Origin of the sequence: Pseudomonas putida, from assembly GCF_001976065.1 — a bacterium.
Taxonomy (GTDB): domain Bacteria; phylum Pseudomonadota; class Gammaproteobacteria; order Pseudomonadales; family Pseudomonadaceae; genus Aquipseudomonas; species Aquipseudomonas serbica.
Map to the genome: position 1 here is coordinate 164388 of NZ_MNAH01000004.1, position 13972 is coordinate 178359.

The 13972-nt window shown below is 60.0% G+C and carries 12 protein-coding genes; 7 read left to right on the plus strand and 5 right to left on the minus strand.

Annotated features, from left to right (window positions below):
* The first annotated feature begins 83 nt into the window (after nucleotides 1-83).
* The 4 genes from mdtD (at nucleotide 84) to yccS (ending at nucleotide 6652) form a co-directional block, all read left to right on the plus strand.
* Nucleotides 84-1511, plus strand: a complete 1428-nt coding sequence (gene mdtD / locus BKX96_RS15945; protein ID WP_077184653.1) for a multidrug transporter subunit MdtD — start codon at nucleotides 84-86, stop codon at nucleotides 1509-1511.
* A gap of 105 nt (nucleotides 1512-1616) precedes the next feature.
* Nucleotides 1617-2954, plus strand: coding sequence for an ATP-dependent RNA helicase DbpA (gene dbpA, locus BKX96_RS15950; protein ID WP_248686050.1), 1338 nt, complete (start codon nucleotides 1617-1619; stop codon nucleotides 2952-2954).
* A gap of 135 nt (nucleotides 2955-3089) precedes the next feature.
* A complete protein-coding gene (locus BKX96_RS15955) occupies nucleotides 3090-4268 on the plus strand; it encodes a BaiN/RdsA family NAD(P)/FAD-dependent oxidoreductase (RefSeq protein ID WP_077184658.1) in 1179 nt (392 codons plus the stop codon).
* Between the two features lie 200 nt (nucleotides 4269-4468).
* Nucleotides 4469-6652, plus strand: coding sequence for a YccS family putative transporter (gene yccS / locus BKX96_RS15960; protein WP_077184659.1), 2184 nt, complete (start codon nucleotides 4469-4471; stop codon nucleotides 6650-6652).
* A 13-nt stretch (nucleotides 6653-6665) separates the two neighbouring features.
* Here the strand turns inward: yccS and BKX96_RS15965 are convergent, their stop codons facing one another.
* Entirely contained in the window at nucleotides 6666-7403 is a 738-nt protein-coding gene (locus BKX96_RS15965) for a substrate-binding periplasmic protein (RefSeq protein WP_046818278.1), read from the minus strand.
* Nucleotides 7404-7656: 253 nt separating this feature from the next.
* Between BKX96_RS15965 and BKX96_RS15970 the strand changes: the two genes are divergently transcribed.
* On the plus strand, nucleotides 7657-8109 hold the full coding sequence (locus BKX96_RS15970; RefSeq protein ID WP_046818279.1) for a GNAT family N-acetyltransferase: 453 nt from the start codon (nucleotides 7657-7659) through the stop codon (nucleotides 8107-8109).
* Nucleotides 8110-8218: 109 nt separating this feature from the next.
* On the opposite strand, the gene BKX96_RS15975 is transcribed toward BKX96_RS15970, so the two are convergent.
* From BKX96_RS15975 to BKX96_RS15985, 3 genes are read right to left on the minus strand one after another with little or no spacing between them, the layout of a single operon-like run.
* Nucleotides 8219-8515 (minus strand): winged helix-turn-helix domain-containing protein, encoded by a 297-nt coding sequence (locus BKX96_RS15975; RefSeq protein ID WP_046818280.1) that lies wholly within the window; start codon nucleotides 8513-8515, stop codon nucleotides 8219-8221.
* A gap of 28 nt (nucleotides 8516-8543) precedes the next feature.
* A complete protein-coding gene (locus BKX96_RS15980; RefSeq protein ID WP_046818281.1) occupies nucleotides 8544-9035 on the minus strand; it encodes a M48 metallopeptidase family protein in 492 nt (163 codons plus the stop codon).
* A gap of 45 nt (nucleotides 9036-9080) precedes the next feature.
* Entirely contained in the window at nucleotides 9081-11204 is a 2124-nt protein-coding gene (locus tag BKX96_RS15985; RefSeq protein ID WP_077184662.1) for a putative bifunctional diguanylate cyclase/phosphodiesterase, read from the minus strand.
* A 320-nt stretch (nucleotides 11205-11524) separates the two neighbouring features.
* Between BKX96_RS15985 and BKX96_RS15990 the strand changes: the two genes are divergently transcribed.
* Together BKX96_RS15990 and BKX96_RS15995 are read left to right on the plus strand one after the other, a co-directional pair.
* Complete coding sequence (locus BKX96_RS15990) at nucleotides 11525-12193, plus strand: polysaccharide lyase family 7 protein (RefSeq protein ID WP_046818283.1); 669 nt, start codon at nucleotides 11525-11527, stop codon at nucleotides 12191-12193.
* Between the two features lie 230 nt (nucleotides 12194-12423).
* Nucleotides 12424-12807, plus strand: coding sequence for a hypothetical protein (locus BKX96_RS15995; RefSeq protein WP_046818284.1), 384 nt, complete (start codon nucleotides 12424-12426; stop codon nucleotides 12805-12807).
* A gap of 43 nt (nucleotides 12808-12850) precedes the next feature.
* On the opposite strand, the gene fba is transcribed toward BKX96_RS15995, so the two are convergent.
* Nucleotides 12851-13915 (minus strand): class II fructose-bisphosphate aldolase, encoded by a 1065-nt coding sequence (gene fba, locus BKX96_RS16000; RefSeq protein ID WP_019694035.1) that lies wholly within the window; start codon nucleotides 13913-13915, stop codon nucleotides 12851-12853.
* Nucleotides 13916-13972: the final 57 nt, after the last annotated feature.

Consider the following 13972-nt stretch of genomic DNA (forward strand, 5'->3'; position numbering starts at 1 on the left):
GCATTGATGTTGAATGTGATGGCCCCTTCGCGAGCAAGCCCGCTCCCACAGGGTTCGGTTCCCTGACCACCACAAGAGGTCCCATGCCCAACCGCCCGCCTCTCGATCCAGTCACCGCCCGCTGGGTGCCCTGGGTCGTCGCCATTGCGTTCTTCATGCAGTCCCTCGACGGGACGATCCTCAACACCGCCCTGCCGGCCATGGCCAGCGACCTGGCGGAAGACCCGTTGCGCATGCAGGGCGTGATCATTGCCTACATGCTCACGGTCGCCTTGCTGATCCCCGCCTCCGGTTGGATCGCTGACCGTTTTGGCACGAAAAAAATCTTCTTCAGCGCGATCCTGCTGTTCAGTTTCGGCTCGTTGCTCTGCGCCTTGTCCAGCAGCTTGAGCATGCTGATCGGTGCACGAGTGATCCAGGGCCTGGGCGGCGCGTTGATGTTGCCGGTCGGACGACTGGTGGTGCTGCGCGCCTACCCGCGCTCGGAACTGGTGCGGATCATGGGTTTCATCACCATTCCCGGCCTGCTCGGGCCGTTGATCGGCCCGACCATGGGCGGCTGGATGGTGGAGTACCTGACCTGGCACTGGATTTTCCTGATCAACCTGCCGGTGGGACTGGTGGGCTGCTACGCGGTGTGGAAATTCATCCCCGACCTGCGCGGCTCCGAACGGACCCGTTTCGATAGCCTGGGTTTCCTGCTGTTCGGCGCGGCGATGATCCTGATCACGGTCGCCATGGAAGGTTTGGGCGAACTGCACCTGCCACACCTGCGGGTGATGCTGTTGTTGTTCGGCGGCATGGCCTGCCTGGCGGCCTACTGGCTGCGCGCCGGGCACATCGACAATCCGTTGTTTGCGCCGTCGTTGTTCAAGACCCGCACTTTTGCCGTCGGCATTCTCGGCAACCTCTTCGCCCGCCTCGGCAGCGGTGCCCTGCCGTTCCTGGTACCGCTGTTGCTGCAAGTGGCGTTGGGGTATTCGCCGTCCCAGGCCGGGATGAGCATGCTGCCGCTGGCCGCTGCAGCGATGATCGCCAAGTGGGTGGCGCGACCGCTGATCGAACGGCTGGGCTACCGCATCGTGCTGACCGGCAACACCCTGGCGCTGGGAATCATGCTGGCGAGCATGGGCCTGGTCAGCGAGCAGACGCCGTACTGGCTGCTGTTGTGCCTGCTGGCAGTCCTGGGGGCGATCAACTCCTTGCAGTTCACCGCGATGAACACCGTGACCCTGATCGACCTCGACGATGCCAGTGCCAGCAGCGGCAACAGTCTGCTGTCGGTGGTCGCTCAACTCTCCCTGAGCCTGGGGGTGGCCTGTGCCGGTGCGCTGCTCGGCGGCTTTACCGCAGAGATCGGAAACGATGGTGTTGAGACGGTGCTGGGTGCGTTCCAACTGACGTTTGTGACCGTCGGAATCATGGCAATGCTGGCCGCGACCATCTTCTCGCAGCTCTCAAAGGAAGACGGACGGCGCGTCAAGCGTCCGGAAGAACACATAGAGCCTTAGGGCGAATGGCCATCGGGCTGGTACACTGCGCGACATTTTGTTTTGCAGGCCAGTCCCGTGACCACCATCGCCACCGAATTTAATACTTTGCCGCTGTCCGCCGCCATGCTGGCTAACCTCGACTCCCTCGGTTATGCCCAGATGACGCCGATCCAGGCGCAAAGCTTGCCGGTGATCCTCAAGGGGATGGACCTGATCGCCCAGGCCAAGACCGGCAGCGGCAAGACCGCCGCCTTCGGTATCGGCCTGCTCAACCCGATCAATCCGCGCTACTTCGGTTGCCAGGCGCTGATCCTGTGCCCGACCCGCGAGCTGGCCGACCAGGTCGCCAAGGAAATCCGTCGCCTGGCCCGTGCCGAAGACAACATCAAGGTCCTGACCCTGTGCGGCGGCGTGTCCCTCGGCCCGCAGATCGCTTCGCTGGAACACGGCGCGCACATCATCGTCGGCACCCCGGGGCGCATCCAGCAGCACCTGCGCAAGGGCTCGCTGGTATTGCACGGCCTCAACACCCTGATCCTCGACGAAGCCGACCGCATGCTCGACATGGGTTTCTACGACTCCATCGAAGAAATCATCATGCAGGCCCCCGAGCGTCGCCAGACCCTGCTGTTCTCCGCCACCTACCCGGTGGGCATCAAGCAGCTGGCCTCGAAATTCATGCGCAACCCGCAGCAAGTGAAGGCCGAGGCGTTTCACGACGACACGCAGATCGAGCAGCGCTTCTACGAAATTTCCCCGGATGATCGCATGAGCGCCGTGACCAAGGTGCTGGGCCACTTCCGTCCGGCGTCCTGTGTGGCGTTCTGCTTCACCAAGCAGCAGGTCCAGGAAACCGTTGATCACCTGACAACCAAGGGCATCTCCGCCGTTGGCCTGCATGGTGATCTGGAACAGCGCGATCGTGACCAGGTACTGGCGATGTTCGCCAACCGCAGTACTTCCGTGCTGGTGGCGACTGACGTTGCCGCCCGCGGCCTGGACATCGATTCGCTGGACATGGTGATCAACGTCGAACTGGCCCGGGATTCGGAAATCCACATCCACCGTGTTGGCCGTACTGGCCGTGCCGGTGAGAAAGGCCTCGCCATCAGCCTGGTCGCCCCGTCCGAAGCGCACCGCGCCCAGGCCATCGAGCAGCTGCAGAAGAGCCCGCTGAACTGGGACCAGGTGGACAACCTCACCTCCCAGGGCGGTGGCCCGCTGCTGCCGCAGATGAGCACCCTGTGCATCGCTGGCGGCCGCAAGGACAAGGTTCGTCCAGGCGACATCCTTGGTGCACTGACCGGTGAAGCCGGCATCCCGGGCGCCCAGGTCGGCAAGATCGCGATCTTCGACTTCCAGGCCTTCGTGGCCGTGGAACGCGGCGTCGCCAAGCAAGCCCTGCAACGCCTGAACGACGGCAAGATCAAGGGCCGTTCGTTGCGCGTGCGCATCCTCTGACCCTGATCGTTCCCACGCTCTGCGTGGGAACGCATCCCGTGACGCTCTGCGTCACATATCAGCGGACGCAGAGCGTCCATGGCGGCATTCCCACGCAGAGCGTGGGAACGATCGAGTACAGTTGAGGACACCGTTTTGCGCTCTACCGAAGTCGTGATCATTGGCGCTGGCGCCGCAGGGTTGATGTGTGCACTGACCGCCGCCGGGCGCGGGCGCAAGGTGCTGTTGCTCGACCATGCCAACAAGGCCGGCAAGAAAATCCTGATGTCGGGCGGTGGCCGTTGCAATTTCACCAACATGTACACTGAACCTGGCAATTTTCTCTCGCAGAACGCGCACTTCTGCAAATCCGCCCTGGCCCGCTACACCCAGTGGGATTTTATCGGCATGGTGGCCAAGCACGGCGTGCCCTACCACGAGAAAAAGCTCGGCCAACTGTTCTGCGATAACAAATCCAGCGACATCCTCGAAATGCTGCTCAACGAGTGCGATCAGGTCGGCGTCAGTCTGCACCTGGACACCTCGATCCAGACCATCGAGAAGCTCGAGAAAGGCTACTTGCTGGACACCACCCTCGGCCAGGTCACCTGCGAATCACTGGTGATCGCCACCGGCGGCCTGTCGATCCCGACCTTGGGCGCAACCGGTTTTGGCTACCAGGTGGCCAAGCAATTCGGCCACGACCTGCTGCCGACTCGCGCCGGCCTGGTGCCGTTCACCATCACCGATCAACTCAAGGAACTGTGCACCGAGTTGTCCGGCACCTCGGTGGACTGCCTGGTCAGCTGCAATGACCAGAGCTTTCGCGAGAATATCCTGTTCACCCACCGCGGCCTGAGTGGCCCGGCGATCTTGCAGATTTCTTCGTTCTGGGAATCCGGCGACACGGTGGAAATCAACCTGATGCCGGACCACGACGTACCAACCTGGCTGCAACAGCAACAGGCCGAACGCCCCAACAGCGAACTGAAAACCCTGCTCGGCGAAATCTTCACCAAGAAGATGGCTAATCTGCTGGCGGACAACTGGTTCGTCTCCAAGCCGATGAAGCAATACACCCACGGGGAAATCGCCGCCATCGCCGAGAAACTGGCGAACTGGAAAGTGGTACCGGCAGGCACTGAAGGCTACCGCACCGCCGAGGTGACCCTGGGCGGCGTCGATACCAACGAGGTGTCGTCCAAGACCATGGAGTCGCTGAAGAGCCCTGGCCTGTATTTCATCGGTGAAGTGCTGGACGTCACCGGGCACCTGGGCGGCTTCAACTTCCAGTGGGCCTGGGCCTCCGGCTACGCCGCCGCGCAGTACGCCTGATCGACCGCGCCATCGTTCTTCGCCGGCAAGCCAGCTCCTACAAGACCGCGCAAGACCTGTAGGAGCTGGCTTGCCAGCGAAGGCGATGTAACAGACATAGGGAAGGAACAGATTTTGCTGTCAGATGTGATTGCCGCCATTGCGTCGGCGTCATCATTGGCTCAATTTAGCGTCATTGCCTCGGAAGGCCTTCGCACTTCATGTCATCGACCTCGTTCCGTCAGTCTCTGCGCCGGCTTTGGGCGCTGGATAAATTCAGTTACAGCGTGCGGGTGTTCATCGCCCTGACCGGCACCATGGCTTTGTGCTGGTATCAGGATGAAATGGGACTGTTGATCCCGTTATTCCTGGGGATTATCGCCAGCGCCCTGGCCGAAACCGATGACAGCTGGCAGGGCCGCCTCAACGCTCTGGCAGTGACGCTGGTGTGTTTCGCCGTCGCCGCGCTGTCGGTCGAACTGCTGTTCCCCTACCCCATTCTCTTTATCATCGCCTTCGCCCTGGCCGCCTTCTGCCTGACGATGCTCGGCGCCTTGGGCGAACGTTATGGGGCGATTGCCTCGGCGACCCTGATTCTGTCGGTCTACACCATGATCGGCGTCGACCAGCGCGGTGGCGCGGTCACCGATTTCTGGCATGAGCCGGTGCTGCTGGTGGCCGGTGCAGCCTGGTACGGCCTGCTGTCGGTGTTGTGGCAGGCGCTGTTTTCCAACCAGCCGGTGCAACAAAGCCTGGCGCGGCTGTTCCGTGAGCTGGGGTTTTACCTGAAGTTGAAGTCTTCGCTGTTCGAGCCGATCCGGCAGATGGACGTGGAAGCCCGGCGCCTGGAACTGGCCCAGCAAAACGGCCGCGTGGTTGCGGCGCTGAACGCCGCCAAGGAAATCATCCTGCATCGGGTCGGCAACGGTCGCCCAGGCTCAAAAGTCAGCCGCTACCTGAAGCTGTACTTCCTCGCCCAGGACATCCACGAACGCGCCAGTTCCTCGCATTACCCGTACAACGCCCTGGCCGAAGCGTTCTTCCACAGCGATGTGCTGTTCCGCTGCCAGCGCCTGCTGCGCCAGCAAGGCAAGGCGTGCCGGGCGCTGGCCGAGTCGATCCAGATGCGCCAGCCGTTCACCTACGACGCGAGTTTTGCCGAGGCCCTCGGCGACCTGCACGCCTCCCTCGAACACCTGCGCATCCAGAGCAATCCCGCCTGGCGCGGGCTACTGCGCTCACTGCGGGCGCTGGCGGCCAACCTCGGCACGCTCGACCGCCTGCTCAGTGATGCCAGCAATCCCGACACCCTGGCCGACGCCACCGACAGCAGCCTGCTCGACCGCTCGCCGCGCAACTTCAAGGATGTCTGGATACGCTTGCGCACCCAACTGACGCCCACCTCGCTGCTGTTCCGCCATGCCCTGCGCTTGCCCCTGGCCTTGAGCATCGGCTACGCCATGGTGCATTTGATTCACCCCTCCCAGGGTTACTGGATCATCCTCACGACGCTGTTTGTCTGCCAGCCGAACTACGGTGCAACAAGGCGCAAGCTCGGCCAGCGGATCATCGGCACCGCGATCGGCCTGACGCTGGCCTGGGCACTGTTCGATCTGTTCCCGAACCCGCTGATCCAGTCCTGTTTCGCGATTGCCGCCGGGGTGGTGTTCTTCACCAACCGCACCACCCGCTACACCCTGGCGACAGCGGCGATCACGCTGATGGTGCTGTTCTGCTTCAACCAGGTGGGCGACGGTTACGGGCTGTTCCTGCCTCGGCTGTTCGATACCCTGCTCGGCAGCCTGATTGCCGGCCTGGCGGTGTTCCTGTTCCTGCCGGACTGGCAGGGTCGGCGCCTGAACAAAGTGCTGGCCAACACCCTGACCTGCAACAGCATCTACCTGCGCCAGATCATGCAGCAATACGCCGCTGGCAAAAGCGACGACCTGGCGTATCGCCTGGCGCGGCGCAACGCACACAACGCCGACGCGGCGTTGTCGACCACCCTGGCCAACATGCTGATGGAGCCGGGGCATTTCCGGAAGGAAGCGGATGTCGGGTTTCGCTTCCTGGTGCTGTCGCACACCTTGCTCAGCTATTTGTCCGGACTGGGCGCCCACCGGGAAACTCAATTACCGCAGAATGTGCGCGAACAGCTGATCGAAGGCGCGGGGGTGAAACTGGCGTCCAGCATCGATGAAATAGCCCAGGGGCTGGCAAGCAAATCCGCCATTGCCATTCAGAGCGATGAGGAAGAAGCGCTGGCCAACGCGCTCGAGCAAATGCCCGACGAGATCGATGAGGGCCAGCGACTGGTGCAGACGCAACTGGCGTTGATCTGCCGACAGTTGGGACCGTTGCGCACGCTGGCGGCGCATTTGATCAAGGACACGAGCGAGGATTGAGAGGTGTCACACTTCACATTCCGTGTCGCTTCATGATCCGCGCATACGTGCCATCGGCCTTCATTGCCAGGATGGCACGATCAAAACCGGCGACGATCTGCTCGTGCTGCGGATTTTTCAGGCTGACCAGAATGTGCAGGCCGTTCTCGCTCAGCGGTTTGGGCAAGAACTCCACGGCGTTGCGAACCTTGGGCGACTCTCGGGCCAGATAATAACGAGCGACGTATTCGTCTTCCAAGGTCAGCTTGACCCTGTCGGCAGCGACCATGCGCACGGCCATGGCAAAGTTGTGTACCGGAATCTTCTGCAACGACACATCTTGATCGAAACTCGGTGAATAGGCGTAGCCACGCACCACCGCAATCGGATTGGTATACAGCTGCTGCAAATGGTTGAATTCGATGGGTGCATCCTTACGCTTGAGAAAGCGCACCCGATTGATCAGGTACTCGTCCGAAAACTGCCCGAGCCCTGTGCGCTCCTCATTGAACCAGGCGTTGACCAAAACGTCATAACGGCCCTCGCCCAACCCAAGCAACGCCCGCGCCCACGGCACCTGCTGGAAATCACTGGCATAGCCGGACCGCGCCAGGGCGGTACTGACAATGTCCGTGGCCAACCCACCATTGAACAAGGTGGCGTCGGTAAAGGGTGGCCAGGCATCCGCCACCAGCCGCAACTTTTCTGCAGCCACACTTTCAGTCAGCAACAGCAATCCAAGCAAAGCAAAGGCTCGATGCAATCGCGGCATGCCAGAAAATCCTTAGCGGGCGGCTGCCCGACGTGTTTTTCAGCGAAAACGCCAAGACCCGTACCGGCACCCCCAGGCACTCAATGTCAGCGCGTTGCAGCTCTGCACAGCGCTAGATTCAGATTACACAAAGAAGACAGCGTCGCGCCAAATGAATGATGGCATTTTGGTCTTTGTCACAGATTCCTACGCCATAAAGACATCCATCGCCGAGGCGCTTAGTATCACCAAGACGTTTTCAGGGAATCAGCACATGACAATCAACTGGGTCTGCAAACACCACAGCGATCTGGGCAAGGAGCAGCTGTATGCCATTTTGCAACTGCGCGCCGAAGTGTTCGTCATCGAACAGAAATGCATCTATCAGGACATCGATGGCCAGGATCTGGAGGGTGACACCTGCCATTTGATGGCCTGGGACGAAGATCGGCTGGTGGCGTACCTGCGCCTGCTCGATCCCGAGCTACAGGGCGGTGACGTGGTGATCGGGCGGGTGATCATTGCGCCACAGGCGCGAGGCACCGGGCTGGGCCATGAGTTGATGGCCCAGGCGCTGAAGCAGATCGCAAAACGCTGGCCAGACATGCCGGTCTACCTCTCGGCCCAGGCGCATTTGCAGGGGTATTACGGGCGGTACGGGTTTGTCGTGGCGGGTGAGGAGTATGTCGAGGACGGGATTCCACATATCGGCATGCGGCGTTCCTGAGGGCCCTATCGCGAGCAGGCTCGCTCCCACAGTCGATCTTTGTTAAGCCAAATATCTACTGTGGGAGCGAGCCTGCTCGCGAAGGCGTCCGATCAATCACCGCAGAAACTCAGGGATACTCCAGCACCGCCTTGATCTGCCGAAGATTACGCTCGATCCACCCGCGATCGATCGCCCCCCACCCGCGAATGCGATAACGCCCGGCATGGTTGCGTGCGCCCTCTTCCTGCTCGAACTCGCAGACGATATCCAGGTCCGCCAGGGCAGCAATGGTGTCCTGGGCTGTGCGCCGGGGCATACCGGTGACTTCGGTCAAGGCCGGAACGCTGCTGGCCAGGCCACTGTCGATCAGGTACGCCACGTACAGGCGGCGGTAGAAGCTGCTCTTGGTCTTGCTTACGTCCATCCATGCGCTCCTTGTTCGTCGGATCGATTCATTGCAGGTCGCGCCAGGTCAGGTACACCCGCACATCGAACTCCACCTGGTGATAACCGGGCAACATGTGCTCGCACAGTTTGTAGAAGGCCTTGTTGTGGTCGGACTCCTTGAAGTGCGCCAACTCATGCACCACGATCATTTTCAGAAACTCCGATGGCGCCTCCTTGAACAATGAGGCGATGCGGATTTCTTTCTTGGCCTTGAGCTTGCCGCCTTGCACCCGCGAGATGGTGGTGTGCAGTCCGAGTGCGCGGTGTGTCAGGTCCAGACGGTTGTCAAACAGGACCTTGTCGATGGAAGGGGCGTTACGCAGGTATTCCTGCTTGAGGTCCAGGGCATAGGTGTACAGCGCCTTGTCGCTCTGCACTCCATGCTTTTGCGGGTAACGCTGGCTCAGGTAATCGCCCAGCCGACCGTCGGTGATCATCTGACGCACCTGGTCTTGCAAGGTAGCCGGGTAGGCCTGGAGGTATTTCAACGCGGTCATCGCAGCGGCAACACAAATCAGCAAAAGGTCGCCAGTGTAGCGAATTCAGCCGGTCAGCGCGCCCCAGTCGAAGGGCTGCACAAAGAGCCCGGTGTCTTCGGCCATCATCGGCCGCGCCACCAGGAAACCTTGCACATACTCACAGCCATTGGCTTGCAGCCACTGGTATTGCGCCAGGGTTTCGACCCCTTCGGCAACCACCAGCATCCCGTACTCCTTGCACAGGTCGATCACATTGCGCACCAGGGCGGCGTCCCTGGAGGAATCCGGAAGCCGGCTGATCAGATGGCGATCAAGCTTGAGCGTATCCAGTTCCAGGTCGCGCAAATGAGACAGCGAACACGGGCCGGAACCGAAGTCGTCCAGCGCCACCCGGACCCCAAGATTGCGCAGTAAACGCAGCTGCTTCCGGGTTTCCTCCGGGTTATGCATCAAGGCCTCTTCCGTCACCTCGACCTCCAGGTGACGCGACTGCAAACCATGCCGCTCCAGTACCTGGCGCAACTCGGTGACCAGATGGGGCATGGCAAACTGTGTGCTGCTCAAGCTGACGCCCACCACCAGGTCCTCGGCAAACAGCGCCTCCCAAGCTTTGCGCTGCCCGGCACTGCGCTGGTAGATCCAGCTGCCCAGGCGACTGATCAACCGCGCCTCTTCCAGCAGCGGCAAAAACAACCCTGGGGGCACGTCGCCGACGCTCGGGTGCTGCCAGCGCAGCAACGCCTCGAACCCACGAAGCCGCCCATCGGCAACAGCCACCTGAGGCTGATACACAAGATTGAAATCACGATTCTCGATGGCCGTGCGCACGCTTTCCTCGAGCATCAGTCGCGAGCGAGCCCGGCCGTTCATTTCGTGGTCGTAGAACCGATACTGCTGGCGGCCGGCGCGCTTGGCTTCGTACATGGCGATGTCGGACGCGCGCATCAAGCCATCGAGGTTGGCGCCGCAATCGGGGAACGTGGCAATGCCGATGCTGGCGCCGAGGGCGATATCCAGACCGTCGATTTGCTGGCAGACCGACACCCGTTCGATGAGTTTTTCCGCAATCTTCGCCGCCTGCTCGGGAAACTCCAGGTCCAGTAAGGCCGTGAATTCATCTCCCCCCATGCGTGCCAGGATGTCAAATGGACGCAGGCAGGCCTTCAACTGTTCGGACACCCAACGCAATACGCGATCGCCGGCATCGTGACCGAGTGAATCGTTGACCCGCTTGAAGCCATCCAGGTCGAGGTACAACAGGACCCAGGCACTGTCCGAACGTTCGCCTCGCAACAGGAGGTTTTCCACAGTCTGGTAAAAGCCACGGCGGTTCAGCAACCCGGTCAGCGGATCGGTGACCGCCTGGAATTCGAGTTGCTGATGCAGGTGGCGCACCACCGACATGTCCAGCACCGTCACCACCATCGCATGTTGTTCCATAGGCAGTGGGGCGCAGGACAGCGCCACGGGCACCTGTTGCCCCGGGGCGGTACGCAGCAATGCGTCGTGCAGGCGCAAGGTCTCGCCGCGTTTGTACCCGTTCAACAGGTCAGAATCGGCCCAGACCGGAATGTGCGGTTTTTGCAGGAAATCCAGGAACTCCTTGCCCTGCAGCTCCTGCACCGTGGCATTGAGCAGTCGCGACATTGCCGGGTTGGCAAAGCGCACCAGACCGTCCTCACCGACCACCAGGATGCCCTCGGCGGCGTTTTCCAGCACCGAGGCATTGAACGCGCGAGCGACCTCCAGGTCATGACTCAGGCGCTGCAATGCCCGGCGATTGCGCTGGTGCTCGAGCAGCGCCTGGACCTTGGGCTTGAGGATCTGTGGGTCGAAGGGTTTGAACAGATAATCCACCGCGCCACTGGCATACCCCTTGATCACGGCATCCTGGGACTGTTCGTTGGCGGTCAGGAAAATGATCGGTGTCAGGTGCGTACGCTGGCTGCCACGCATCAAGCGCGCCACTTCAAAACCGTCCATGCCCGGCATTTGCACATCAAGCAGCACCAGGTCGACATCGTATTCAAGCAACAACCCGAGCGCCTCGAAACCGGAGGCAGCGGTGATGACCTGCCAATCCTGGCGCTGCAGCAATGCACGCATGCTGACCAGGTTTTCAGGGTAATCATCGACGATCAACAGGGTTGAATGGCCTTCAGCTGGCATTGGGTGCGCGCATTCCATGCTGCTTCTCTAGGTCTGGATGTCAGGTCGACTTCGGGTGAAAACCGGACAGATATTGTGCCTTCACTCTAGACCGGGATCAGTGAAAGCAGAAGGTGTCAGTGCGCCATCACTCGACCGAAGCGTCATTTGCCGACTAACGGTCGGCCACGCAGCCCGCTAAAATCGGGCAGGATGGCACTTCGACAGGATGTTGGCGCCAATTAACTGCCCGGCGGGCGTTAACAAAATAGTTCACTACGCTTATAAAGACCGCCCCAAAGGCACGTGCTAGAGCGATTGGCACGTTCGTGCAGCATTCATTCGCGGAAGCTTTGACTATGATTGACCTCGCAACCTGGAATCTCAGTGTTCCTGTCGGCAGCCCGCCATACACTGTTGAAACCTCAAAACTGGTAGACGGTTTCAAGGATCAATACTTCCATTCCGACACGGGCGTTCTGTTTTTCTGGTCGCCAGTGACCGGCTCGCGCACTGAAAACGCGATTTATCCGCGCACCGAGCTGCGTGAAACCTACAGCAACGGCACGCTGAAAAACTGGTTCTACCCGGACGCCGACAACTTGCTCCACGCCACCCTGGCGGTGAACCAGGTCCCAAGCTCGGGCAAGATCGTGATCGGGCAGATCCACGCCTATAACAGCCAGAAGCCGATGGTCAAACTCGAATACCAATACAAAACCAAAACCGAGACCGGCAACCTCGTCATCAAAGTGCGCATGCACCCCGACGACTCTGAAAGCCGGATCATCACCCTCGCCACCGGGATCAAGCTCAATAATGAGTTCAACTACCTCATTCATTTGAGCCCCGGCGGCGCACTGGGCGTCAGCGCCGCGGGTTACCAGTGGGATACCACCATCAGTGCCACCTGGCGCGACAAACCGCTGTATTTCAAGGCAGGGGCGTACGTTCAGGACAACACCGGATACACCAGTGAGGGCGGACAAGTGACATTCAGCAAGCTGGATATTGATCACGATAAATAGTGATCCCTATCCGGGTCCCTGCCCCACAAAAACCCGCCGCCAGGCGGGTTTTTCATATAATTCAAAACGACAAATGCTTATTACCCATCATTGTTACCCACATAACAATATCGAATAAACAACTGTCATTTATGACAGGTGAATATTCGCCACGCCGAATTTACTCTTCATCGGCAACCCAACACATAGCTCTCCCTTGACGCCAGATCAAAGCAAAGGAATAAGACTCCATGAGTGCTAAGGAAGAGATCAACATGCTGGGATATATCACTGCCGCGTATAGCGCCACTGATAAAGCCGGAACTTCTTACGAATTGAATATCACTTCCAGCATCGACAGAAGTGGCGCCATGACAGGTACGTTACGTATTGGCGTTATTGACTACGTATTGGTCGGGGACTATCGGTTCAGAAATGCGAACGGCGTTCAAACCGACATCTACTTTGCCGGGTCAAACACCCGTGACCATAACGCACGCTCTGGTTACTTTATTCTCGAAGCCATTAATCGACGTTATGAGTCACTCAAGGGAAAACGCGTCTATAGCGATCCTCATACTCAGGCGCTCTACGTAGTCGATATAGAATTTTTCAGAAATACCGCTCTTCAATAAAAAAACCCGCCTAATGGCGGGTTTTTTATCAAGCACCTGAGGCTTAGTTGACCTTGGCGTTCAACTCACCTTTGAGGTAGCGCTGGAACATCGCTTCCAGGGAGATCGGCTTGATCTTCGAAGCGTTGCCTGCGGTACCGAAGGCTTCGTAACGGGCAATGCACACGTCGCGCATGGCAGTCACGGTGGCGCCGAAGAATTTACGTGGGTCGAATTCGCTCGGGTTGGTGGCCATCAGGCGACGCATGGCGCCGGTGGATGCCAGACGCAGGTCGGTGTCGATGTTGACCTTGCGCACGCCGTGCTTGATGCCCTCGACGATTTCTTCAACCGGTACGCCGTAGGTTTCTTTAATGTCGCCGCCGTACTGGTTGATGATCGCCAGCCACTCTTGCGGAACCGAAGACGAACCGTGCATGACCAGATGAGTGTTCGGAATGCGCTTGTGGATCTCTTTGATACGGTCGATCGCCAACACGTCGCCGGTAGGCGGCTTGGTGAACTTGTAGGCGCCGTGGCTGGTGCCGATGGCGATGGCCAGGGCATCCACTTGAGTGCGCTTGACGAAGTCAGCGGCTTCTTCAGGGTCGGTCAGCATCTGGCTGTGATCCAGGACGCCTTCGGCGCCGATGCCGTCTTCTTCACCGGCCATGCCGGTTTCCAGCGAACCCAGGCAGCCCAATTCGCCTTCCACCGATACGCCGCAGGCGTGAGCCATGGCCACGGTTTGTTGGGTGACGCGTACGTTGTAGTCGTAGTCGGTCGGGGTCTTGCCGTCTTCGCCCAGGGAACCGTCCATCATTACCGAGCTGAAGCCCAGCTGGATGGAACGCTGGCAGACGTCAGGGCTGGTGCCGTGGTCCTGGTGCATGCACACCGGGATATGCGGGAATTCTTCGATTGCCGCCAGGATCAGGTGACGCAGGAACGGTGCGCCAGCGTATTTGCGAGCACCGGCCGAAGCCTGGACGATCACCGGGGAGTCAGTCTTGTCAGCGGCTTCCATGATGGCGCGCATCTGCTCAAGGTTGTTGACGTTGAAGGCTGGAACGCCGTAGCCGAACTCGGCTGCGTGGTCCAACATCTGGCGCATGCTGATAAGTGCCATTGTGTGTTTCTCTCCCGGTTTGGGTCGTTAATCGTGCCAGCCTGCCGTAGCGGCGGC